This window comes from Kutzneria sp. NPDC051319, assembly GCF_040682195.1.
Classification (GTDB): Bacteria; Actinomycetota; Actinomycetes; order Mycobacteriales; family Pseudonocardiaceae; genus Kutzneria.
In genome coordinates this window covers 150,311-173,194 of the sequence record NZ_JBFBAM010000017.1, presented here as the reverse complement: position 1 = coordinate 173,194, position 22,884 = coordinate 150,311, and the positions used below count along the sequence as shown (strand labels likewise).

24 protein-coding genes are annotated in these 22,884 nt (G+C 70.9%); 8 read left to right on the top strand and 16 right to left on the bottom strand.

Annotated features, from left to right (window positions below; translation table 11 throughout):
• The first annotated feature begins 49 nt into the window (after positions 1-49).
• From AB0M73_RS20050 to AB0M73_RS20040, 3 genes are read left to right on the top strand one after another with little or no spacing between them, the layout of a single operon-like run.
• On the top strand, positions 50-964 hold the full coding sequence (locus tag AB0M73_RS20050) for an ABC transporter substrate-binding protein (RefSeq protein WP_363892371.1): 915 nt from the start codon (positions 50-52) through the stop codon (positions 962-964).
• 5 nt (positions 965-969) lie between these two features.
• Positions 970-1,980: an iron ABC transporter permease gene (locus AB0M73_RS20045; RefSeq protein ID WP_363892369.1), complete on the top strand. Its 1,011-nt coding sequence runs from the start codon at positions 970-972 to the stop codon at positions 1,978-1,980.
• A complete protein-coding gene (locus AB0M73_RS20040) occupies positions 1,977-2,750 on the top strand; it encodes an ABC transporter ATP-binding protein (protein ID WP_363892367.1) in 774 nt (257 codons plus the stop codon). Before AB0M73_RS20045 ends, AB0M73_RS20040 begins: the two co-directional genes overlap by 4 nt.
• On the opposite strand, the gene AB0M73_RS20035 is transcribed toward AB0M73_RS20040, so the two are convergent.
• Together AB0M73_RS20035 and dctA are read right to left on the bottom strand one after the other, a co-directional pair.
• Positions 2,681-3,982, bottom strand: coding sequence for a cation:dicarboxylase symporter family transporter (locus AB0M73_RS20035; RefSeq protein ID WP_363892365.1), 1,302 nt, complete (start codon positions 3,980-3,982; stop codon positions 2,681-2,683). The two genes, AB0M73_RS20040 and AB0M73_RS20035, sit on opposite strands and share 70 nt — an antisense overlap.
• A gap of 265 nt (positions 3,983-4,247) precedes the next feature.
• Entirely contained in the window at positions 4,248-5,567 is a 1,320-nt protein-coding gene (gene dctA / locus AB0M73_RS20030) for a C4-dicarboxylate transporter DctA (protein WP_363892363.1), read from the bottom strand.
• 120 nt (positions 5,568-5,687) lie between these two features.
• Here dctA and AB0M73_RS20025 point away from each other — a divergent pair, with 120 nt between their 5' ends.
• Both AB0M73_RS20025 and AB0M73_RS20020 read left to right on the top strand, forming a co-directional pair.
• A complete protein-coding gene (locus AB0M73_RS20025; RefSeq protein WP_363892361.1) occupies positions 5,688-6,617 on the top strand; it encodes a TAXI family TRAP transporter solute-binding subunit in 930 nt (309 codons plus the stop codon).
• Positions 6,618-7,112: an AAA family ATPase gene (locus AB0M73_RS20020; protein WP_363892359.1), complete on the top strand. Its 495-nt coding sequence runs from the start codon at positions 6,618-6,620 to the stop codon at positions 7,110-7,112. It begins immediately after the preceding gene.
• On the opposite strand, the gene AB0M73_RS20015 is transcribed toward AB0M73_RS20020, so the two are convergent.
• Positions 7,109-9,610 (bottom strand): tetratricopeptide repeat protein, encoded by a 2,502-nt coding sequence (locus AB0M73_RS20015; protein WP_363892357.1) that lies wholly within the window; start codon positions 9,608-9,610, stop codon positions 7,109-7,111. The two genes, AB0M73_RS20020 and AB0M73_RS20015, sit on opposite strands and share 4 nt — an antisense overlap.
• A gap of 139 nt (positions 9,611-9,749) precedes the next feature.
• On the opposite strand from AB0M73_RS20015, the gene AB0M73_RS20010 reads away from it, so the two are divergent.
• Entirely contained in the window at positions 9,750-10,097 is a 348-nt protein-coding gene (locus tag AB0M73_RS20010) for a hypothetical protein (RefSeq protein ID WP_363892355.1), read from the top strand.
• A 69-nt stretch (positions 10,098-10,166) separates the two neighbouring features.
• Here AB0M73_RS20010 and AB0M73_RS20005 read toward each other — a convergent pair whose 3' ends face one another.
• The 8 genes from AB0M73_RS20005 to AB0M73_RS19970 all read right to left on the bottom strand — a co-directional run bounded on the left by AB0M73_RS20005 (position 10,167) and on the right by AB0M73_RS19970 (position 18,361).
• On the bottom strand, positions 10,167-11,528 hold the full coding sequence (locus AB0M73_RS20005) for a HAMP domain-containing sensor histidine kinase (protein ID WP_363892353.1): 1,362 nt from the start codon (positions 11,526-11,528) through the stop codon (positions 10,167-10,169).
• Entirely contained in the window at positions 11,528-12,190 is a 663-nt protein-coding gene (locus AB0M73_RS20000; protein WP_043723180.1) for a response regulator transcription factor, read from the bottom strand. The genes AB0M73_RS20005 and AB0M73_RS20000 overlap by 1 nt, the downstream gene beginning before the upstream one ends.
• A 21-nt stretch (positions 12,191-12,211) precedes the next feature.
• Entirely contained in the window at positions 12,212-13,282 is a 1,071-nt protein-coding gene (gene lgt, locus AB0M73_RS19995) for a prolipoprotein diacylglyceryl transferase (RefSeq protein WP_363892351.1), read from the bottom strand.
• A gap of 57 nt (positions 13,283-13,339) precedes the next feature.
• Positions 13,340-14,110 (bottom strand): tryptophan synthase subunit alpha, encoded by a 771-nt coding sequence (gene trpA / locus AB0M73_RS19990; protein WP_363892349.1) that lies wholly within the window; start codon positions 14,108-14,110, stop codon positions 13,340-13,342.
• Positions 14,110-15,321, bottom strand: coding sequence for a tryptophan synthase subunit beta (gene trpB, locus AB0M73_RS19985; RefSeq protein WP_363892347.1), 1,212 nt, complete (start codon positions 15,319-15,321; stop codon positions 14,110-14,112). The genes trpA and trpB overlap by 1 nt, the downstream gene beginning before the upstream one ends.
• A gap of 37 nt (positions 15,322-15,358) precedes the next feature.
• A complete protein-coding gene (gene trpC, locus AB0M73_RS19980; protein WP_043723171.1) occupies positions 15,359-16,168 on the bottom strand; it encodes an indole-3-glycerol phosphate synthase TrpC in 810 nt (269 codons plus the stop codon).
• A gap of 128 nt (positions 16,169-16,296) precedes the next feature.
• Positions 16,297-16,839, bottom strand: a complete 543-nt coding sequence (locus AB0M73_RS19975; protein ID WP_363892345.1) for a Trp biosynthesis-associated membrane protein — start codon at positions 16,837-16,839, stop codon at positions 16,297-16,299.
• Complete coding sequence (locus AB0M73_RS19970) at positions 16,832-18,361, bottom strand: anthranilate synthase component I (protein ID WP_043723166.1); 1,530 nt, start codon at positions 18,359-18,361, stop codon at positions 16,832-16,834. The genes AB0M73_RS19975 and AB0M73_RS19970 overlap by 8 nt, the downstream gene beginning before the upstream one ends.
• A 157-nt stretch (positions 18,362-18,518) precedes the next feature.
• Here AB0M73_RS19970 and AB0M73_RS19965 point away from each other — a divergent pair, with 157 nt between their 5' ends.
• A complete protein-coding gene (locus AB0M73_RS19965) occupies positions 18,519-19,106 on the top strand; it encodes a TetR family transcriptional regulator (RefSeq protein WP_043723165.1) in 588 nt (195 codons plus the stop codon).
• Between the two features lie 175 nt (positions 19,107-19,281).
• On the opposite strand, the gene hisI is transcribed toward AB0M73_RS19965, so the two are convergent.
• The 5 genes from hisI to AB0M73_RS19940 are packed head-to-tail and all read right to left on the bottom strand — an operon-like array spanning position 19,282 to position 22,123.
• Positions 19,282-19,623 carry a phosphoribosyl-AMP cyclohydrolase gene (gene hisI / locus AB0M73_RS19960; RefSeq protein WP_363892342.1) on the bottom strand — a complete coding sequence of 114 codons (342 nt, stop codon included), beginning with the start codon at positions 19,621-19,623 and terminating at the stop codon, positions 19,282-19,284.
• Positions 19,620-20,003 carry a hypothetical protein gene (locus AB0M73_RS19955; protein WP_043723163.1) on the bottom strand — a complete coding sequence of 128 codons (384 nt, stop codon included), beginning with the start codon at positions 20,001-20,003 and terminating at the stop codon, positions 19,620-19,622. The genes hisI and AB0M73_RS19955 overlap by 4 nt, the downstream gene beginning before the upstream one ends.
• The gene (hisF, locus tag AB0M73_RS19950) at positions 20,000-20,773 is read right to left on the bottom strand and encodes an imidazole glycerol phosphate synthase subunit HisF (protein ID WP_363892339.1); all 774 of its coding nucleotides are present in this window, start codon (positions 20,771-20,773) and stop codon (positions 20,000-20,002) included. Before hisF ends, AB0M73_RS19955 begins: the two co-directional genes overlap by 4 nt.
• 9 nt (positions 20,774-20,782) lie before the next feature.
• Positions 20,783-21,517 (bottom strand): AAA family ATPase, encoded by a 735-nt coding sequence (locus AB0M73_RS19945; protein WP_363892337.1) that lies wholly within the window; start codon positions 21,515-21,517, stop codon positions 20,783-20,785.
• A gap of 9 nt (positions 21,518-21,526) precedes the next feature.
• Positions 21,527-22,123 carry a Uma2 family endonuclease gene (locus tag AB0M73_RS19940; RefSeq protein WP_363892335.1) on the bottom strand — a complete coding sequence of 199 codons (597 nt, stop codon included), beginning with the start codon at positions 22,121-22,123 and terminating at the stop codon, positions 21,527-21,529.
• Between the two features lie 349 nt (positions 22,124-22,472).
• Here AB0M73_RS19940 and AB0M73_RS19935 point away from each other — a divergent pair, with 349 nt between their 5' ends.
• On the top strand, positions 22,473-22,877 hold the full coding sequence (locus tag AB0M73_RS19935) for a hypothetical protein (RefSeq protein ID WP_363892333.1): 405 nt from the start codon (positions 22,473-22,475) through the stop codon (positions 22,875-22,877).
• Positions 22,878-22,884: the final 7 nt, after the last annotated feature.

Below are 22,884 nucleotides of genomic sequence, written 5' to 3'. Positions count from 1 at the left end.
TCCATGGTGATTCCGATCACAGTCCGTTGTCGCTTGATAGCGTCCGGTTGTGAACCGCACAATGCCCGTCCTCGTTGTCGCGGCCGCGCTCGCCCTGACCGGCTGCGCGACCCACAGCGACCCTCCGGCCAGCACGAACGCGCCCAGCACGGCCTTCCCCGTCACCGTCACCCCGACCGGGGGCAAGGCGGTGACCATCGCCGCCCGGCCGGCCCACATCGTGTCGCTGAGCCCGGCCAGCACCGAGGACCTGTTCGCCATCGGCGCCGGTCAGCAGGTCGCGGCGGTGGACAAGCTCTCGGACTACCCGGCGTCGGCCCCGCGCGGCGACATCGACGCGTACAAGCCGAACGTCGAGGCCATCGCGGCCCGCAAGCCGGACCTGGTGATCGTCTACTCCGACACCAACAACGTCGTGTCCGGGCTGGAGCAGCTCAAGGTGCCGGTGCTGCTGCTCAAGGCGGCGGACTCGCTCGACGACGCCTACGGGCAGATCTCGCTGCTGGGCAAGGCCACCGGGCACACCGCCGAGGCCGACAAGCTGGTCGCCGGGATGAAGTCGCAGATCGCGGACGTGGTGGCCAAGACGCCGAAGAAGCCGCTGAGCTACTTCCACGAGCTGTCCGCGGACGGCTACACGGTGACGTCGAAGACCTTCGACGGCCAGGTTTACGGCCTGTTCGGCCTGCGCAACGTGGCCGACTCCGCGGGCGGGGCCGGCGACTATCCGCAGCTGTCGGCGGAGAAGGTCGTCGCCGCCGACCCGGATCTGATCTTCCTGGCCGACACCACGTGCTGCCAGCAGAGCGCGGCGACCGTGGCCGCGCGGCCGGGCTGGTCGACGCTGAAAGCCGTGCGCAACGGCAATGTCGTCGCGCTGGACGACAGCGTCGCCTCCCGCTGGGGACCGCGCGTGGTCGACCTGGTCAAGGCGGTCGCGGCCGCCGTGCAGAAGACCTCCTGACGACGATGGCCAAGCCGACCCGGCTGGCCTGGTGGCACCTGGTCGTCACCGCGCTCCTGCTGGTCGCGGTGGCGATCGGCGCCGTGCTGCTGGGCGCGATCGACCTCGGCTGGCAGCGGGTGCTGGCCGAGGTCTGGGCCCAGCTGACCGGCGGGGTTTCCCCGCTGAGCGAGCAGGAATCGGCCATCCTGTGGCAGCTGCGGCTGCCGCGGGTGGTGCTCGCGGGCCTGGTCGGGGCGGCGCTGGCCTGTTCCGGGGCGACGTTCCAGGGGGTGTTCCGCAACCCGCTGGCCGACCCCTACCTGCTCGGCGCCGCCGCTGGCGCGGGCATGGTCGTGACGATCGTCGTCGTGCTCCTTCCCGGGGCGGGCGTGGCGTTCCTGCCGGCGGCGGCGTTCGTCGGCGCGCTCGGCGGCGTGGCCCTGACCTGGGGACTCGGCCGCTCCGCGGGTGCCGGCACGGCCACGCTACTGCTGGCCGGGGTTGCCGTCGCGTCATTCCTGACGGCTGTGCAGACGTTCGTGCAGCAGCTCAACACCCTGACGTTGCAACAGGTCTACGGCTGGATCCTGGGTGGACTGTCCACCAGTGGATGGGGTCAGGTGCTGTCCGCGCTGCCCTATCTGGCGGTTGCCCTGGTCGTGCTGTGCACCTGTTCGGGCCTGTTGGACGTGTTGACGCTGGGCGACGAGGAGGCGACGTCGCTGGGGGTGCGGCCCGGGATGGTGCGGCTGGTGGTGCTCGCCGCGGCGTCGTTGGCCACGGCGGCGGCGGTCTCGGTGAGCGGATTGATCGGCTTCGTGGGAATCGTTGTGCCGCACGTGATTCGGTTGCTGTTCGGGGCCAGCTACCGCGTTGTGGTTCCTTTGTCGTTGGCCGGCGGGGCCATTTTCCTCATCCTCGCCGACATCGTCGCCCGCACCGCGCTGGCCCCGGCGGAATTGCCGATCGGCGTCGTGACCGCGTTTACCGGCGCGCCGTTCTTCGTACTCGTTCTCCGGAGGCGACAGTCGTGATCGCGCTGAAGCTGGCCGCCGTGACCGCCGGGTATCGGGGTCGCCCGGTCGTGCGGGACGTCACCGTGGACGTGCCGGCCGGCAGCTGGCTGGCGATCATCGGGCCGAACGGAGCCGGCAAGTCGACGCTGCTCAAAGCGGCGGCCGGCCTGGTCCCTTCCACCGGTGACGTGTTCGTCGGCGGGCAATCCGTTGCGGCGCTGGGACATCGCGAGCGAGCACGGTTGATCGGCTACGCACCGCAGACGCCAACGCTCCCCGAAGGCCTGACCGTCACCGATTACGTGCTGCTGGGCCGGACCCCGCACCTCGGGCCGCTGGGTCGCGAGGGCCGGGCCGATCTGGAGCTGGTTTCCGATGCCCTGCAACGATTGGACCTCGAAGCACTGGCCGATCGTCCACTGAGGACGCTGTCCGGCGGCGAACGGCAGCGGGCGGTGCTGGCCCGGGTGCTGGCGCAGCAGGCCGGCGTGCTCCTGCTGGACGAGCCGACGACCGGGCTGGACATCGGTCACGCCCAGTCCCTGCTGGAGCTGGTCGACCAGCTGCGCAAGGCCGACGGCACCACGGTGGTCAGCACCCTGCACGACCTCACCCTGGCCGCCCAGTACCCGGACCGGGTGCTGCTGCTCGACGGCGGCGAGGTGGCGGCGGTCGGCACCCCGGCCGAGGTGCTGACCGCCGACCGCCTGTCCCGTCACTACGCGGCGTCGGTGACCGTGCTGACCGCTCCGGACGGCAGCCTGGTGGTCTCGCCGGCCCGGCGGTGAGTCAGCACCTCCCGTAGCCGGTCCCGGTCCAGCGCGCCCTGCCAGCGGGCGATCACCAGGGTGGCGACGCCGTTGCTGATCACGTTGATGGTGGACCGGGCCTCGGACATGAACCGGTCGACGCCGACCAGAAGGGCAATGCCCACAACGGGAATCGCCGGATTGTTGAAGGCCTGCAACGACGCCGTGAGGGTGATCAGGCCGGCCCCGGTGACGCCGGCCGCGCCCTTGCTGGAGATCAGCATGAACGCCACCATGCCGATCTGCGTCGGCACGCTCACCGCGTGCCCCGTGGCCTGGGCGATGAACAACGCGCCCAGCGTGAGGTAAACGCAGATTCCGTCGAGGTTGAACGAGTAGCCGGCCGGCACCACCATGCCGACCACCGAGCGGCTCACGCCGGCGTTCTCCAGCTTGGTCATCAGCCGCGGCAGGACCGTCTCGCTGGAGGAGGTGCCGACCACGATCAGGATCTCGTCGGACAGGTACCGGATCATCCGGAAGATGTTGAAGCCGGCGAACTTGGCCACCGCGCCCAGGATCACCACCACGAACACGATGCACGTGACCCAGAAGGTGACGACCAGCAGCGCGAGGTTGCCCAGCACCCGGCCGCCGAAAGCCCCTACCGTGTAAGCGATGCCGCCGAACGCGCCGATCGGGGCCACGTACATGATGACCTTGATCAGCTGGAACATGAGCTGTGCCAACGTCTCCAGCGCTCGCACGACCGGAGCCGCCCGCTGGCCGAGGCCGCTCAGGGCGATCGCCACCAGCACGGCGATCACCAGCACCTGGATCGGTTGGCCGCCGGTGAAAGCGCCGACGAACGAGGACGGCACCAGGCCGAGGATGAAGTCGGAGACGCTGGTGCTGGTCGCCTCGGCCGACTTGATGGTCGTCGCGGCCAGATCGGGATCGGCGGCGATGTCGAGGCCGTCGCCCGGCCGCAACACGTTGCCGACGACCAGGCCCAGCAGCAGCGCCACGGCCGTCATGGCCATGAAGTAGCCGATCGCCCGCGCCGCCAGGCCGCCGGCCTTGGCCAGGCTGCCCAGGCCGGCGATGCCGACGACGACGGTCAGGAAGATGGTCGGCGCGGTGACGACCTTGACCAGGTCGAGGAAGAGGTCCGCGAGCCATTTCGAGCCGGCGGCCTGCTTCGGGAACGCCAACCCGAACACGGCCCCCAGCGCGATGGCCGTCAACACCCAGACGTAGAGCCTTCGCATGAGCCGAGAATGGCCCCGGGCGGGGACAGGGGGCCCGTCCGGAGACCACCCGACGCTTCGGAAGTACCCGTACGAACCGGATACCGGGTGAAGGGGAAGGGTCGGCGGGCCTGGTAGGAGGCGGCCCGCCGACCCGGGTCTGGAAGGCGTGGGTCGCGGCATCGGGACACCACGACCCACGCCGCCGCTCCGGTCCTGCCTGTGACCTTCGCGGCATCGCCCCGCCGCGGCCGAAGTCGGGGGTTCGGCCGCGGCGGCGCGTGTCCTACGGGGTGCCGGCCAGCGCCTCGGCCTCGCGCTCGACGTCGACGGTGGTCGGGTTGTCCAGGACCTCCCTGAGGCGGTCCCGGTCCAGCTCGCCCTGCCAGCGGGCGATGACCAGGCTGCCGACGCCGCTGCCGATCACGTTGGTCAGCGCCCGGGCCTCGGACATGAACCGGTCGATGCCGACGATGAGCGCGATGCCCACGACGGGGATGACCGTGCCGAACGCGCTGAGCGAGGCGGCCAGGGTGACCAGGCCGGCGCCGGTGACGCCGGCGGCGCCCTTGCTGGAGATCAGCATGAACAGCAGCAGCCCGATCTGGGTGCCGATGCCGATGTCGTGGCCGGTGGCCTGGGCGATGAACAGCGCGCCCATGGTCAGGTAGATGCAGGTCCCGTCCAGGTTGAACGAGTAGCCGGTGGGCACGGTCAGACCGACCACCGAGCGGCTCGCGCCGGCCGCCTCCAGCTTGGTCATCAGCCGCGGCAGCACCGTCTCGCTGGACGAGGTGCCCAGCACGATCAGCAGCTCGTCCTTGATGTAGCGGATGAACTTGAAGATGTTGAAGCCGACCCAGCGGGCGATCAGGCCCAGCACCACCGCGATGAACAGGACGCAGGTCACGTAGAAGGCGACCATCAGGAAGGCCAGGCTGCCCAGGATCTTGCTGCCGAACGCGCCGACCGTGTACGCGATGCCGCCGAAGGCGCCGATCGGGGCGACCCACATGACCGCCTTGATCACGCCGAACATGAGGGCCTGCAACGACTCCAGCGCCCGCAGGATCGGCTTGCCGCGCTCGCCGAGGCCGGAGAGGCCGATCGCCACGAACACCGCGACCACCAGCACCTGGATCAGCTGGGTCTGGGTGAACGCCCCGACCAGCGAGCTCGGCACCAGGCTGAGCACGAACTCGGTGACGCCCTCGCTGGCCGCGCCGGCCTGCTTGAGGGTGCTGTCGGCCACCTTCGGGTCGATGTGCAGGTTCAGGCCGTGGCCGGGCTGCAGCACGTTCACCACGACCAGGCCGATGACCAGCGCCACCAGCGTCATGACGATGAAGTAGGCGATCGCCCGCAGCGCCAGGCCGCCGGCCTTGGCCAGGTTGCCCAGGCTGGAGATGCCCACCACGACGGTGAGGAAGATGATCGGCGCGGTGACCATCCTGATCAGGTTGACGAACAGGTCGGCCAGCCATTTCGAGCCGGCCGCCTGGTGTGGGAAGGCCAAGCCGAAGATGATGCCCAGCACGATGGCGGCGATCACCCAGAAATACAGCTGGCGGTACCACGGTCTACGGGCGGTGGTCACCGTCGACATTGCCCTACTCCTTCACCCGTCAGTGGGAATTGCAGTGATCCTTGGCACACAGATACCGCGCGACAAGGTCGGCCGGCGAAACTTTGGGTTCACCTGACGTTGACGGCTACCCTTCCAGCCATGCTCGACCGGCGAGCGCTGCTGCGCGGACTGGCCGCCCTGGGTCTCGGCGCCACGGCGGCCGGCTGCTCCGGGCCGCGCACCCCCGAGCTGGAAAAACTGGTCATGCTGACCGGACCTCCGGGCGCGGTGTTCCGGGAGCTCGGGGCGTCGCTGGTGTCGGCGCTGCGGCCGCACCTGCCCAACACGACCATCACCGCCCGGGAGACCGGGTCCTCGGTGGACAACCTCCAGTTGCTGCGCGAGGGCGCCGGCCAGCTCGGGCTGGCGTCCATCGACGCCGTGGAGAGCTCCGGCGAGGCCCCGCCCGGCCTGAGCGCCATCGGCCGCGTCTACGACAGTTTCCTGCACCTGGTGGTGCTGGACGACTCGCCGATCAGGTCCTTCGCCGACATCGACGGCCGCACCGTGTCGCTGGGAGCCCCCGGCTCCAGCACCGGCTTCACCTCCGACCGGCTGCTGTCGCTGACCGGCGTCAAGCCGATCGGCCGGCTGATGAGCCAGGCCGCCGGGGCCGACGCCCTGGCCGACCGGTCCCTGGACGCCATGCTCACCCTGACCGGAATTCCGACGCCGGCCATCACCGATCTCGCCGGCAAGCGTGCCATTCGGTTGGTGTCGCTGAAAAACGAGGCCGCCCTCCTGGCCGACCACTACCTGGGGCCCTACGTGGCGGCGACCATTCCCACCACCACGTACGCCCATGTGCCGCCGTGCGAGACCGTGGCCGTGCCCAATCTCCTGCTCACCCGCGACGACCTCGGCGACGACGTGGTCCGCATCGTGACGGAGACCGTGTTCACCGAGGTCTCCGCGATCACCAAGGGCCATCCCGAGGCCAGCCACATCAACGTGCGGACCGGGATCGCCACCGGCATCGTGCCGCTGCACCCCGGCGCCGCCGGCTGGTTCCGGGACGTGAAGCGCTGAATGCTGTTGCTGCTCAACGGCCCGCCCGGGGTCGGAAAGTCCACTGTGGCCGCTCGCTACGTCGACGAGCACCCGCTGGCCCTGAACCTGGACATCGATCTGCTGCGGGCCCAGCTCGGCCGCTGGCAGGACGATCCGACCAGCGCCGGCCGGTTGGCCCGGGAGCTGGCGGTGTCGGCCGCCCGCACGCATCTGCGGTCCGGGCATGACGTCGTGGTGCCGCAGTTCCTGGCCCGGGTCGAGTTCATCGACCGGCTGGCGGCGCTGGCCGACGAGGTCGGCGTCGACTTCGTCGAGGTGATTCTGTTGGACAGCAAGGAGAATACCCGGCGGCGGTTCCAAGAGCGGGACGATACCAGCAAGGCCGTCGACCCGCTTGAACTGTCCACAATGCACGACCGGCTACTGGCGCTGGCCCCGACCCGGCCGCGGGCCCTGACTGTCCACACCGGAACCGTCGCCGAGACCTACGCCCGGTTGTTGGCCGTCCTCTAGGTTTCCAGCAGCCGCCGGATGTCCTCCGCCGCCGGGGATTCCAGCTCCGCGTACAGGGCCAGCGCCCGTTCCAGGTGCTCGCGGGACTTCAGGCCTCGACCGAGGCCGGCGTGGGCCCGGGCCTGCTGGTCCGGGGCGCTGATCTCCGTCGCCACGATCAGGGCTTCGGCGTGGTGCGTGACGTCGTCCAGGGTTTCACCGAGGCCGTTGAGCGCGTAGGCCTCGCCATCCCGGTCCTCGACCTCGCGGAAGATCGTCAGCGCTCGGCGGAAATGCTCGGCGGCCTGCGCCGGCTCGCCCCGCGAGGCGTGCAGGGCGCCGGTGCCTTCGACGGCCCACGCCTCGCCGTCGCGATCGCCCAGTTCACGGAAGATCGCCAGCGACTGCTCGAAATGGCGTCCGGCGTCGGCTCCGTGCCCCGCCCGCACCTCCACCGAGGCGAGGCCGGTCAACGCCCAGGCTTCGTCGTCACGGTCGCCGAACTCCCGGGACAGGGCCAGGGCGTGCCGCAGGTGCTCGACCGCGGACTCGTGCTGGCCGAGCCGCTCCTCCACGGCGCCGAGGTTGTTCAGCACCCGGGCCTCGCCCACCTTGTCGCCGACCTGCCGGAACAGCGTCGCCGCCCGCTCATAGTGCTCGGCGGCCGCTTTGTAGCGGCACAGCCGGGTGTCGGCCACACCGAGATTGGTCAGGGCCCGCGCCTGGCCGGCCACGTCGCCGGTCTGCCGCAGCAGGGGCAGGACCTGGTCGAGCAGGTCGACCGCCTGCTCCAGATTGCTCAGCTGGAGGTGGGCCGCCGCGAGCTCCATCGTGGCCTGCGCCCGCGCGGCCGGATCGTCGCTGTTCCGCGCGGTTCGGTATGCGTGGCCGTGCACGATCAGCGCGTCCGCGGGATAACCGTGAATGAAGTAGCGCCACAGGATGGTGGAAAACCGGAGCGTGTGGCTGGGCCAGCCGTGGTCGGCGGTATGCGACGCCACCGCGACCAGGTTGGGGCGCTCGGCGTCCAGCCAGGCCCGGGCGGCGTCGGGTGCGTTCAGCGCGGACAGATGGGTGGCGGGCGCGTCGGGCCGTCGGAGCGCGTCGGCCGGGAACAGGGTGTTCACGGCCAGCGCGGCCGCGCCGAGGTAATGGTTGAACAGGCGGGTCTGCGCGGCGCGGCGCTCGGCCGGCGGGTCCTCATCGGCCGCGCGGGCGGCGGCGTAGGAACGGACCAGGTCGTGGCAGGTGTAGCGGGCGGACGCGTCGCGGTGCAGCAGGTGGTCGCGGTGCAGGTGGTCCAGCCCGGCCTGCGCGGCGGACGGCTCGATGTCGGCCAGCGCGGCTGCCGCGTGCACGTCCAACTCCGGGCCGGGATGCAGCGCGGCAAGCCGGAGCAACCGGCGCAGATCGGCTGGAAGGCGTTGGTAGGACAGGGAGAACGCGAGCTCGACGCCGCCGTCGATGCGCCGGGTGCGGTGGCGTTCGTCGAGGCGCTCGGCGTGGTCGGTGAGCGTCCAACCGGGAGTGGCCCGGATGTGCCCGGCGATCAGGTCGAGGGCCAGCGGCAGGCCGCCGCAGCGCTCGGCGATGCGGGCGGCGGCCGTCGGGTCCGCGCCCACGGGCACGTCGGGCAGCATGCGGCCGAGGAACGTCACGGCTTCGTCCGAGGTGAACGGGTCCAGCACGACGTTCGTCACCGCGGCGACACCGTCGAGGCGCCGGCGGCTGGTGACCAGCGTCAGGCATCCAGCGGTCCCCGGCAGCAGGGGCTCGATCTGCTCACGGTCGGCCGCGTTGTCCAGGATCACCAGCGCTTCGGCCCCGGCCAGCCGTTCCCGGTAGGCGGCGGCGCGGGCCGCCAGACCGTTCCCGATCTTGTGGCCGGGCACGCCGAGCAGGCGCAGGAAGCCGTCCAGCACGGCGGCCGGATCGGCCGGCGGCTGATCCGGGTCGAAGCCGCGCAGGTCGACGAACAGCACCTGGTCAAACGGCTTGTCCCGGGCCATCAGATGCCCGACGCGCACGGCCAGCTCGGTCTTGCCGATGCCGGCCATGCCCTCGATCGCGGAGATGACCACGGCATCGCCGGTGCGGCGGCTCTCGGCCAGCACCTGCCTCAGCCGGCGCACTTCGGGCCCACGGCCGACGAAGTCGGCGAGATCCGGCGGCAGTTCGGCGTGCACGCGGACCTGCGCCGCCGCCCGTGCCTCACCGCCGACCACCCGCAGCGCCTGCCGCCACTGTGCCTCGTAGCCGACGTCCGGGTTCAGCGCACGCACGACCGCCGTCACCAGGTCGGTGTTCAGCCGGCGGCGGCCGGACCGGAAGCAGTCCACCACCGTGGTCTTGCCGGCCAGCTCGCCCTCGGGCCGGCCGTCCTCCCGCCAGGCCGCGTTGACCCGGGCCGTGATGCGCTCGTACGAGGGGTCGCCGGCCCAGACCTTCAGCCGCCGCAGGCCGTCGACCAGGTCGTCGAGCGTGCGCGCGAGGCCCGGATCGGGCAGCTCGTCGGCCATGGCGCCGTCCCCCTTCGGCTCGGGCCCCCACGCTAGCCAGTCGGCCGTTCGGCGGCGTTCGGATTCGGTCGGAATTCCCCGTTCGGACACGGGCCCACCGCACGATCGACCCCGTTCGAAATCCACTGGAGGGGAATCCATGAAGAAGTCCATCGCCGCCCTCGCCGTCGGCGCGGCCCTCTGCGCCACGGCACTGGCCGGTGGCGTCGCCGACGCCGCACCGGCCTCGACCCCGGCCACCTGCCCCACTTCGGGCTCCGGCGACGTCCAGGTCGTCACCACCAACCTCACCGTCCGGACCGGGCCCGGCACCAACTACGCCGCGCAGGCGCCGATGGTCCACGGCGGCGACGTGCTGCGCTGCTACCCGGTGCGGGCCGGCGGCCGGTACACCGCGTGCGGGAAGACCAACGCCAACGGCTGGATCGAGATCTACCGGCAGCAGGGATTCGGCTACGTCGCCAGCGCCTGCACCTCCGACTACTGACCAACCCCCCGCGAGTCCCGCTCTCCGTCACACCGAAATACGGTTTCAGGCAGAATTGAGCCTCGAAGCTCAGTTCTGCTTCGTCGCGGGTTTCGGTGTGACGCTGGGCGGGACTCGCGGGGTGATGACGACGTCCAGGCCGGGGGTGGCGGGGTCTAGGCGGAGCGTGCCGCCGGCGGCGGCCACCAGGTCGGCGCAGATGGACAGGCCGAGGCCGGTGCCGCTGACGTTCTGGTGCTGGGGAGAACGCCAGAAACGGCCCAGCGCCAGGGCGCGGTCGGATTCGGTGAGCCCAACGCCGTTGTCGGCGACATGGAGCTCACCGTCCACGAAGAACACTCGAACCGTTGTGCCGCCGGAGAGGCGGGCGGCGTTGGCGACGAGCTCGTCCAGGACACTGCCGTAGGACACCGGAACCCGTTGCCCCTCAGGCACATCGGTCTCCACGGCGACACCGAGGGCCTGCCACTTGGGCAGGTGCACGGAGACCAGCAGCGCCAGGTCGACGGTCTCGGCGGCGGCGTCGAGACGGGTGGCGGCCAGCAGGGCGTCGAGGACGTTGCCCATCTCCTGGGCCTCCTCCACGGCGACGTGGTGCGCCTCCCGCGCGGACTCGCCAGGAGGCAGATGGTGTTCGAGATTGTCGACGGCCAATCGCAGGCTGGCCAAGGGATTGCGCAGCTGGTGGGAGGCGTCGGCGACGAAGTCGCGCTGCCGGCGCATGGCCGTGTTGACGACGTCCACCATGGTGTTGAAGGAAGTGCTGAGCCGCCGGAGCTCGGGGGGACCGCTGACGTCGTCGACATGGGTGTCGACCAGACCGCCGGCGATGGCCGCGGTGGCCTCGTCCAGCCGCCGGATGGGCCGCAGGATCCACCGGGAGATCGGCCAGGCGGCGGCGATCACGGCCAGCAGCGGCAGAATGCCCAGCAGCGCGCGCCAACCCCACTGGGACAGGATGTCCGCGCGCAGGCGGTCGGTCGGCGACACGGCCACCACCGCCGCCACCACTTCGCTGTCACGGCCCACGGGCTCCACGACGACCAGCGGCGCGGGCACCCACGGCATCACAGCCTCGGGCGGACTGGGCCGGTAGCCGGAAAACGCGGCGGTCAGCCCGGCTGCCACGGCCGGATCGGTCAGGTCAGGCCGCTGCCGCGACGCGAACAACACCTTGCCACCGGGCTGGACCAGCGCCACGGGAATGCCGTACAGCTGGTCGTAGCGGCTCAGCTCGTCCTGTAGGGCCTCGGTGCGGCCGGAGGTCAGCGCGGTCTCGGCCAGGGTCGCGAACCGGCTCACGTCGGCCAGCCGGTCCAGGTACGTCGTCTGGGTCTCCCGCTCCGCGACGGCATTGCCCAGCGGCACGCCCAACGCCGCCCCCAGCAGCAGAATCAGCGGGACGAGCACCAACAGCAGCCGGCGCAGCATCAGCCCACCAGGCGGTAGCCGACGCCCCGCACGGTCTCGATCCGCACCCGGCCGCCGAGCTTGCCGCGCAGCGCCGCGACATGGGTGTCCAACGTCCGCGTCGGCGCCTCCCACGACGCCTGCCACACCTGGTCCATGATCAGGTCCCGGCTCACCACCTGCCCCGGCCGCGCGGCGAGCAGGGACAGCAGGTCGAACTCCTTGCGGGTCAACGCCAGCTCGCGACCCCCGACCGACACGGCCCGAGTAGCGACATCCAGCGTCAACGGCCCGACCCGCACGAGCTCGGCGTCCACGACCTCGGCCCGGGCGGTCCGAGTGCGCCGCAGCACGGCCTCTATGCGCGCCAGCAGCTCGGCCGTGCCGAAGGGCTTCACCACGTAGTCGTCGGCCCCGGTGCGCAGGCCCAGCACCCGGTCGCGTTCCTCGCCACGGGCGGTCACGGCGATCACCGCGGTCCCCGAGTCACGTCGCAGCCGGCGCAGCACCTCGATGCCGTCCCCGTCGGGCAGCCCCATGTCGAGCAGCACGACGTCGGCCGGGGGCGCGCTCAGCGCGTCCGCCACCGTGGCCACGCGATGGACGTCGTAGCCGGCGTGGCGCAGCGCCGTCATCAGGCCCCGCGCCACCCGGTCATCGTCCTCGACGACGAGGATCCGCATGGACAGCGATGGTAGGCCGCCTCAGCTCTTGCGCTCGGCCGCCTCTTCGACGCGGGTCTTCTCGTCGGCAGCCTTGTCGGCCTCGGCCTCGTCGGTCGAGGCGGGCCCCTCGTCGACCGCCTTCTCCGAAGGCTCGGCGTCCTCGGAGCCCTCGACGGCGTCGGCCTCAGCGGCGTCACTGTCGACGGCCGAGGCGGCAGCGCCGGTCAGACCTTCCTCGCGCGCCTCGCGGATGGCCACCAGGTCCTCACGCGGCCCGCGCTTGCGCGCCACGATCATGTAGACCACGGCCCCGATGAACACCAGCGCCGCGACCCAGACGTTGACCCGGACGCCGAACACCAGCGTGGCGGTGTCGTCACGCATGAGCTCGATCCAGAACCGGCCCGCGGTGTAGGCGGCGACGTAGAGCGCGAACGCCCGGCCGTGGCCCAGCTTGAACCGCTTGTCGGCCCACACCACGAGCAGCGCGACGCCGATGTTCCACAGCAGCTCGTACAGGAAGGTCGGGTGCACCAGCTCGGTGGCCGGGCCCTGCGCGACGCCGTTGATCGGGTCGGCGACACCGGTGGCCGGGTCGACCCGGTTGAAGATCTCCAGCGCCCACGGCACATCGGTGACGCGGCCGTAGAGCTCCTGGTTGAAGTAGTTGCCGAGGCGGCCGATGGCCTGGGCCAGCACGATGCCCGGCGCGATCGCGTCGGCCACCGCGGGCAGCGGGATACCGCGCCGCCGGGCGCCGATCAGCGCGCCGACGCCGCCCAGCGCGATGGCGCCCCAGATGCCGAGGCCGCCGTTCCACACCTCAAGGGCGCCGATCGGGTTGCCGCCCGGGCCGAAGTAGGTCCGCCAGTCGGTGGCCAGGTGGTACAGCCGGCCGCCGACCAGGCCGAACGGCACGGCCCAGACCGCGAGGTCGGTGATGAAGCCCTTCTGGCCGCCGCGGGCCTGGAAACGCTTCTCGCCCCACACGATCGCCACGATGATGCCGACGATGATGCACAGCGCGTAGGCCCGGATCGGGATGGGGCCGAGGTGCCACACGCCCTGGGGCGGGCTGGGGAAGCTGGCCAGGTTCAGGGTCGTCGCCACGCGCCCACCGTACTTGAGCCCGTGTGACGGCTGTGCCCCGGCCAGGTCCGCATCAGGTCACAAAGCGGGGACCGCCGGGTTGCGCACGCCCTCGGCCAGCTCCTTGGCCAGCGCCGCGACGCCGGACTCGCCCTCGGCCGACCTGGTCACGAAGGCCGAGCCCACGATGACCGCGTCGGCGAAGCCGGCCAGCTCGGCCGCCTGCGCCCCGGACTTCACGCCGAGGCCCACGCCGACCGGCAGGTCGGTGTGCGTGCGGACCCGCGCCACCAGCTCGGGGGCCAGGGAGCTGGTGACCTCCCGGGCGCCGGTCACGCCCATCACCGACGTCGCGTAGAGGAAGCCGCTGCTGGCGGCCGCCGTTGTGGCGATGCGCTCCTCGGTGGAGGACGGCGCGACCAGGAAGATGCGGTCCAGGCCGTGGGCCTGTGACGCCGCCATCCACTCCTGCGCCTCGTCCGGCACGAGATCGGGCGTGATGATGCCGAGGCCGCCGGCCGCGGCCAGGTCACGCGAGAACTTGTCCACGCCGTAGTGGTAGATCGGGTTCCAGTAGCTCATCACCACGGCCTTGCCGCCGGCCGCGGAGATCGCCTCGACGACCTCGAACACGTGGCGCAGGCGGAAGCCGTTGGCCAGGGCCTGGTCGGCGGCGGCCTGGATGGTCGGGCCGTCCATGACCGGGTCCGAGTAGGGCACGCCCACCTCGACCAGGTCGCAGCCGCCGTCGACCATGGCGTTGAGCAGCGCCTTCGAGCCCTCGACGGTGGGGAAGCCGGCCGGCAGGTAGCCGATCAGCGAGGACCGTCCCTCGGCGAGCAGCGACATCAGGAATCACTCTCCGGCACGAGGTTGAAGAACGCGTTGGCGGTGCCCATGTCCTTGTCGCCGCGGCCGGACAGGTTCACCAGGATCACGCCGTCCGGGCCCAGTTCGCGGCCCAGCACCATGGCGCCGGCCAGCGCGTGCGAGGACTCGATGGCCGGGATGATGCCCTCGGTGCGGGACAGCAGCATCATCGCGTCCATGGCCTCGGCGTCGGTCACCGGGCGGTACTCGGCGCGGCCGATGTCCTTGAGGTGCGAGTGCTCCGGGCCGACGCCCGGGTAGTCCAGGCCGGCCGAGATGGAGTAGGCCTCCATGGTCTGGCCGTCCTCGTCCTGCAGCAGGTACGAGCGGGCCCCGTGCAGCATGCCGGGCGTGCCCTCGGACAGGGTCGCGCCGTGCTCGCCGGAGTCGATGCCGTGCCCGCCGGGCTCCAGGCCGACCAGCCGGACCTCGGGGTCGTCGATGAAGCCGTGGAAGATGCCGATGGCGTTGGAGCCGCCGCCGACGCAGGCCGCGACCACGTCCGGCAGCCGGCCGATCAGGTCCAGGCACTGCTGGCGGGCCTCGATGCCGATGATCCGGTGGAAGTTGCGGACCATCACCGGGAACGGGTGGCCGCCGGCCGCGGTGCCGAGCAGGTAGTGCGTGTCCTCGACGTTGGCCACCCAGTCCCGCAGCGCCTCGTTGATGGCGTCCTTGAGGGTGCGGGAGCCGGTCTTGACCGGGATGACCTCGGCCCCGAGCAGCCGCATCCGGGCCACGTTGAGCGACTGCCGCTCGGTGTCGACCTCGCCCATGTAGACCACGCAGTCCAGGCCCATCAGCGCGCACGCGGTGGCGGTGGCCACGCCGTGCTGGCCCGCGCCGGTCTCGGCGATGACCCGCTTCTTGCCCATGCGCTTGGTCAGCAGGGCCTGGCCCAGCACATTGTTGATCTTGTGCGAGCCGGTGTGGTTGAGGTCCTCGCGCTTGAGCAGGATCCTCGCGCCGCCCGCGTGCTCGGCAAACCGCTTGGCCTCGGTCAGCAGCGAGGGCCGCCCCGCGTAGTCACGCAGCAGCCGGTCGAACTCGTTGATGAACTCCGGGTCCAGCCGGGCCTTCTCGTACACCGCGGTCAGCTCGTCCATCGCGGCGATCAGCGCCTCCGGCATGAACCGGCCGCCGTACGCGCCGAAGTACCCGCGCTGATCCGGGTCGTGCTTGTCGGTCATGTCTCCCCAGAACCTGGTCGTTAGCGCGCCCGGATTGTCATCGGCTGGGCCGTGGGCACGCCGGATGCGAGCCGGCGGTGACCAACTGCGTCACGGCCGCCTTCGGATCCCCGCTGGTGATCAGACTTTCCCCCACCAGCACCGAATCGGCGCCGGCTCCCGCGTACGCCATCAGGTCGCCGGGGCTGCGCACACCGGACTCCGCCACCTTGTAGGTGTCGAACGGCAGGCCCGGGGCCAGCCGGGAGAACACGTCCCGGTCCACTTCCAGCGTGTGCAGGTTGCGGGCGTTGACCCCCAGCACCGTCGCGCCGGCCTCCAGCGCGCGGTCGCACTCCTCGGCGTTGTGCACCTCGACGAGCGCGACCATGCCCAGCGACTCCACGCGGTCCAGCAACGCCTCCAGGGCGTTCTGCTCCAGCGCGGCGACGATCAGCAGCACCATGTCGGCGCCGTGCGCCCGCGCCTCGTGCACCTGGTAGGGGCTGACCACGAAGTCCTTGCGCAGCAACGGAACACTGACCGCGGCCCGCACCGCGTCCAGGTCGTCCAGCGAGCCGCCGAAGTGCCGGCGCTCGGTGAGCACGCTGATCACGCGGGCCCCGGCCGCGGCGTAATCCCTTGCCAGCTCGGCAGGATCGAGCACCGGGGCCAGCTCGCCCCGGGCCGGGCTGCGCCGCTTCACCTCGGCGATGACGCCGATGCCGGGCGCGTTGAGGGCGGTCATCACGTCCCGCGGCGCGGGCGCCGTCTGGGAGCGTTCCTTCATGACCTCGAATGGGATCTGGGCCTCGCGCACGGCCAGATCGGCGCGGACGCCGTCGATGATCGAGTCGAGCACGGACACGCCATTTCCCCTTCCCGCCGCATTTGATGCTAACCCCGCGACGCATCCGGCACGTACGGCGGGTCACCGAAAGACCCCCTGGTAGTCAAGGCCCTATCCGGTAACAATCACGCCGCGTGCCGCTTCCGTCACTGGCTGGCGGTGGGGTCCGAGCCCGAGTCCAGCGCCTGCCACAGCTCCCGGTCCGGATCGCTCACCCGCCTGGCCTGGGCCGGGGCCTGGTATTTGGCCCCGAGACGGGGCATCCGGTGGCCGGACCGGACCAACAGGACACCGGCCAGCGTCACGGCCAGCCCGGCCAGCACCGCCACGCCGTGACCGACCGCGATCGTCCAGAACGGATAGGCGGCCGGGTGCGTCGCGAAGACCTCGCCCACCCCGTCGAAGGCCAGCCACACCGTGCCCACGCCGACCAGGAACACCACCCCGCCGGCGATCCGCCGCACCAGGCCCCCGGTCGCCACCACGGCGGCGATCAGGGCCAGCGACAGCAGGGCCAGCGGCACGAGCGCGGTCTCCCGCTCCGAGCCGTTGAGCCTGGTGGTGACCAGCCCGGTCAGCGGGTCGCTGTGCTGCGTCCAGGACCACGTCATCAGCGACGACACCCAGAGCAGCAGCGCGGCCAGCGCCAGCAGGCCCACCACCGTCCAGAGTGGACGCCGGTCAGACATCGGCGGTCACCGACTCGCGGGCCGGCCGCAGCGTCTCCGCGGTGGCGATGGCGGCCAGCACCGCGCGCGCCTTGTTCAGGCACTCGGTGTCCTCGGCCTGCGGGTTCGAGTCGGCCACGATGCCCGCGCCGGCCTGCACGTAGGCCACGCCGTCGCGGACCAGCGCGGTGCGGATGGCGATCGCGGTGTCCCCGTCGCCGGCGAAGTCCAGGTAGCCGACGATGCCGCCGTACAGGCCGCGCCGGGTCGGCTCCAGCTCCTCGATCAGCTCCATGGCCCGCGGCTTGGGCGCGCCCGACAGCGTGCCGGCCGGGAAGCAGGCGGCCAGCGCGTCGTACGCGGTGCGGCCCTCGTCCAGCTCGCCGGTGACCGTGGAGACGATGTGCATCACGTGGCTGTACCGCTCGACCTTGAAGAAGTCGACCACGTGCACCGAGCCCGGGCGGCAGACGCGGCCCAGGTCGTTGCGGCCCAGGTCGACCAGCATCAGGTGCTCGGCCCGCTCCTTGGCGTCGGAGAGCAGGTCCTTCTCCAGCATCGCGTCCTCGTCGGCGTCGGCCCCGCGCCAGCGCGTGCCGGCGATCGGGTGCGCGGTCGCCTTGCCCTCGCGCACCGTGACCAGGGCCTCCGGGCTGGCGCCGACGATGTCGAAGCCCTCCAGCCGCAGCAGGTACATGTACGGGCTGGGGTTGGTGGTCCGCAGCACGCGGTAGACGTCCAGCGCGTCGGCGGTCGTGTCGATCTCGAACCGCTGCGACAGCACCACCTGGAACGCCTCGCCCGCGCGGATGGCCTCCTTGGCCGTCTCCACGGCCGCGCCGTACTCCTCGGACGTGCGGCGGCGGCGCAGGCGCACCTCGGCCGGCCGCAGCACCGACGCCGTCGGCGGGGCCTCCGTGGACAGCTCCTCGGTCATCTGGTCCAGGCGGCGCACGGCGTCGTCGTACGCCGCGTCCACGCGCTCCTCGGAGTCGTCCCAGTTGACGGCGTTGGCGATCAGCGTGATGGAGCCGGAGTGGTGGTCGAGCGCCGCGAGGTCGGTGGCCAGCAGCATCACCATCTCGGGCACCTGGAGGTCGTTCTCGGCCAGCTCCGGCAGGCGCTCCAGGCGGCGCACCGCGTCGTAGCCGATGAAGCCGACCATGCCGCCGGTGAGCGGCGGGAGGTCGGGCAGCGGGTCCGTGCGCAGGATCTCGATGGTGGCGCGCAGGGCCTCCATCGGGTTGCCGCCGGCCGGCAGGCCGACCGGGGGTGTGCCCGTCCACGCCGCCTCGCCGTCGATCACGGTCAGCGCAGCCGGGCTGCGCACGCCGACGAAGGACCAGCGGGACCAGGAGCGGCCGTTCTCGGCCGATTCCAGCAGGAATGTGCCCGGTCGGTCGGCGGCTAGCTTGCGGTACACCCCCACCGGCGTCTCGGCGTCCGCCAGCAGGCGGCGGACGACCGGGATGACCCTGCGCTGCGCCGCCAGCGCGCGGAACTCCTCGCGGCTGGGACTGACCTCCCCGAAGGCACTGACCATGACTGCCATTCTGCTCCATGAGGTTGACGCCGTGACGACGCGACCCTAGATTTCAATGGTTGTTGAAATTAGGAGTGGACGTGACCGAGCTTGCGGGGGAACCGTTCAACACTGGGACCTGGGTACCAGACCCGCCGAGCGCCAGCGAGGTGGGCCTGTGACCGACCCGAAGCGGCGGGGCCGCCGGCCCGCCGGCGAGGACACCAAGGCCGCCTTGCTCGCGGCCGCCCGGGAAGTCTTCACCGAGCAGGGGTTCGACGGTGCCACCGTACGCGCCATCGCCGCCCGGGCCGAGGTCGACGCGGCCATGGTCAACCACTGGTTCGGGGGCAAGCAGGGCCTGTTCGCCGCGGCCGTGCAGCTGCCCGTGACACCCGAATGGATCAAGGAGACCGTGCTCAACGGGCCCGCCGACCAGGTGGCCGTGCGGGTGGTGCGGACCTTCGTGACGACCTGGGACAACAGCGCCGGCGGGGCCTTCGCCACCCTGGTCCGCAGCGCCGCCACCCAGGAGTCGGCGGCGCAGATGCTGCGCGAGTTCATCACGTCCGTGTTCGGCGGCATACTCCGTGAACTCGGCGTCGACCAGCCCGAACTGCGGCTGAGCCTGTTCGGCTCCCAGCTGGCCGGCCTCGGCCTGGCCCGCTACGTGATCCGCCTGGAGCCCTTGGCTTCCGCCGACATGGAGACCATCGTCCGCACCATCGCCCCCACCCTCCAGCGCTACCTCACCGGCAACCTCTGAGCCTCAGCCCAGGAGACCGCTCGGCCGCCCCGGTGCCTGGACATCGTTTGGACCGAGCAAGGGCGTGATCCCCATGCAGGGAAGGACGCCTTACCCTCGTTGAACGCAGGGAAGGACGCCTTACCTGCATGCGCCCATGCAGGTAAGGCGTCCTTCCCTGCATAAAGGGGGGTCGTCAGAGGAGCTGGTCGGCATCGAAGCAGGTGCGGTCGCCCGTGTGACAGGCGCCGCCCTCCTGGTCGACCACCAGCAGGATCGTGTCGCCGTCGCAGTCGAGGCGCACTTCGTGCACTCGCTGCGTGTGGCCCGAGGTCTCGCCCTTGATCCACTGCTGCCCACGGCTGCGGGAGAAGTACGTCGCCTCGCGCGTGGTCAGGGTGCGGTGCAGCGCGGCGTCGTCCATCCACGCCACCATCAGCACCTCGCCGGTGCCGCGCTGCTGGGCGACGGCGCACACCAGGCCCTCCGCGTTTCGCTTGAGGCGCTGGGCAATCGCCGGGTCGAGCGTGTCGGTCACGTTGCGCTTCCCATGTGTCGGCGGGCGGGCAGGGTGATCTGCATGACGATCGAGTACACGTGCGCGGCGGCCAGAATCCCTGACAGCACGGCGATCCAGACGTCGACCGCCAGCAGCGTGAACGAGGCGTAGATCAGCGCGCACAACACCGTCCACAGTAGAGCCGGGATGCGCACGGGCCGGATTCCCCCGAGCAGCCCCGCGCCCAGCCCCAGGCTGATCACCGCCACCGGCGCCGGCAGGATGATCGAGCCGAGGTCGCCGGCCTGGATGCCCAGCACCAGGAACGTCAGCAGGAACAGCAGTCCCCCGCCGGCCAGCACCAGCGCCGCGATCTTGATCTCTACGGGCGCGGACGACCCGGGCAGCACCTGTCTCACCGGATCACCACTCCCGCGCCCCTGAGCTCGTCCTTCACCTCGCCGATGGACAGCGTGCCGAAGTGGAACACGCTCGCCGCCAGCACCGCGTCCGCGCCGGCCAGCACGGCCGGCGGGAAGTGATCGACCTGGCCGGCGCCGCCGCTCGCGATCAGCGGCACGCTCACCCGGGCCCGCACCAGGCGGATCAGCTCCAGGTCGAAGCCCGCCTTGGTGCCGTCGGCGTCCATGGAGTTGAGCAAGATCTCGCCGACCCCCAGCTCCTGCCCGCGGGCCGCCCACTCGACGGCGTCGATGCCCGTGCCGCGACGACCGCCGTGCGTGGTCACCTCGAAGCCCGACGGCGTCGGCCGGCCGTCCGCCGGCACCCGCCGCGCGTCCACCGACAGCACGATGCACTGCGCCCCGAACCGCTGCGAGCACTCTTGCAGCAGCTCCGGCCGGGCGATCGCCGCCGTGTTGACGCTGACCTTGTCCGCTCCCGCGCGCAGCAGCCGGTCCACGTCCTCCGGCGCGCGCACGCCGCCGCCCACCGTCAGCGGGATGAACACCTGCTCCGCCGTGCGCCGCACCACGTCGTAGGTCGTCTCCCGGTCCGACGACGAGGCCGTCACGTCCAGGAACGTCAGCTCGTCGGCCCCCGCCGCGTCGTAGGCCGCCGCCAGCTCCACCGGGTCGCCCGCGTCGCGGAGATCGGTGAAGTTGACGCCTTTGACGACACGACCCCGGTCGACGTCGAGACACGGGATCACACGGACTGCGACCGACATGGCCTCAGCCTACGGGCCGGTCAGCAGGTGGCGCAGGTACCGGTCCGGGTCGGCCAGGAACTCCCGGGTCAGCCGCACCGGCTGCGCCGTGTCGAACTCCACCCGTTCGATCGCGCCGTCCTCGCCGACCTCCAGGATCGCCGCGCCGGGCAGCGACAACAGGATCGGCGAGTGCGTCGCCACGATCAGCTGGCAGTCCTGCTCCACCAGCTCCGCCATCCTCGCCACCAGCGCCAGGCACCCTCGCACCGACAGCGCCGCCTCCGGCTCGTCCAGGACGTAGAGCCCGTTGGGCCCGAACCGGTGCGTCACCAGGTCCAGAAAGGACTCCCCGTGCGACCGCTCGTGCGGGGAGCGTCCCCCGTAGTGCTGGATCGAGTCGCCGCCCAGCCGCTCGATCTCCGTCGCCACGTTGTAGTACGACTCCGCGCGCAGGAAGAACCCCGTGCGCGGCTTCCCGATCCCCCGGCTCAGCGTCAGGTAGTCCCCCAGCGACGACTCCGTCGCCCTCGTCGCGAACCGGAAGTCCCGACTTCCCCCTTCCGGGTTGAAGCCCGCCGCCACCGCGATCGCCTCCACCAGGGTGGACTTGCCCGCCCCGTTCTCCCCGATCAGGAACGTCACGCCCGCCCCGAGGTCCAGACCGTCTACTTCGGACAGCCACCGCACCACCGGCAGTGTGAAGGGGTAGCGCCCGGTCGACGGCTCGTCGAGCCGCACCCGCCGAATGAACAGTCCAGCCACCCCTCCACCCTACGGGCCGAACCCGTCCAAACCGTCCAAGTCAAGGCACACCGGGAACGGCTGCGACGTGGTGAACCCACCGGTGACCCGGCCGTTGTCCCGATAGCCGGAACCCTCGCCCAGACGGCATTCGACCAGCGAGACCTCATCGTCCATGTCGATGATCCAGTAGTGCGGAATGCCGGCCTCGGCGTACTCGGCGCGCTTGACGACATGATCCATCCGGGCCGATCCGGGCGACACGATCTCCACAACCAGCCGCACCTCACAGGCGCGCAGGAGTGTTTCTCCCTCTCGATTGGCCCGCTCATAGGCGTCGTGGTCGACCATGATCAGGTTGGGCCGGCGGACATGGCCGGGGCCGTCCGGCGGGACGAGCTCCAGATTGACATCGATGTTCGGAAGCAGCACCAGACCAGCGGGCAATTGGACATCGAGCTCGGACCACAGGTGTGCATCGGCCGCCGCTTGGCGCGGGCGCCGTGGCGACATCATCACCAGGCAGCCTTCCTGGAGTTCCCACCATATTTCGGCATCCTCGGGCAGGCGCTCGTAGTCGGCGATCGTCAGCGGGCGACTGAAATGGCCCGACAAGGGCAAGGTCATAAATTCCCTCCTCTGTCCACATTGTCCCGAAGAAGGACCGCCGACACACGCCCCAGCCCCACGGTGCCGTCTACCGGAACGGCTTGATACCCACTCCCGGGCCGGCGTCGTCACCGTGCGTGGTGAACTTAGGTAATCCGGCCATACCTAGGTTCATCTCGGGATGGCAACGGCCGTCACGCCACCAATACGCTGCGGATGGCGGGACCCGCCATGAGGTCACGCATACCCGCACATCCTCTTCCCTGCGGAGGCACGCGTGTCGACTACGCTGCAAACGATTGCACACCTGGAGCTGCGAATACATCGGTGGTTGAGCCGGAACAGCGTAATACTGCTGCGGATCAGCATGGGTGGAATCATTCTGGTCTTTGGGTTCCTCAAGTACTTCCCGGGCCTGAGCCCGGCGGAGCACATGGTGGAGACGGTGAGCCGGATGCTGAGCCTGGGCCTGGCGCCGGACCGGCTGACGATGGACGTGTTCGCGACGGTGGAATGCCTGATCGGGCTGTCGCTGATCACCAATATCGGGCTCAGAATCGCGATCTACCCGATGGCGCTATGGGCGATCGGAATTCTGCTGCCGCTGGCGCTGATGCCGGCGGAACTGTTCAGCGGGCCGGACCACATGCCCACCCTGGAGGGCCAGTACGTGCTCAAGGACCTCATTCTGCTGGCGGCGACAATGGTCATCGCGGACACCACGGTGCACCGCGCACAGCGGAAGCACGGGGCCTCGGGCCGCTGGACCTGATCGTCAA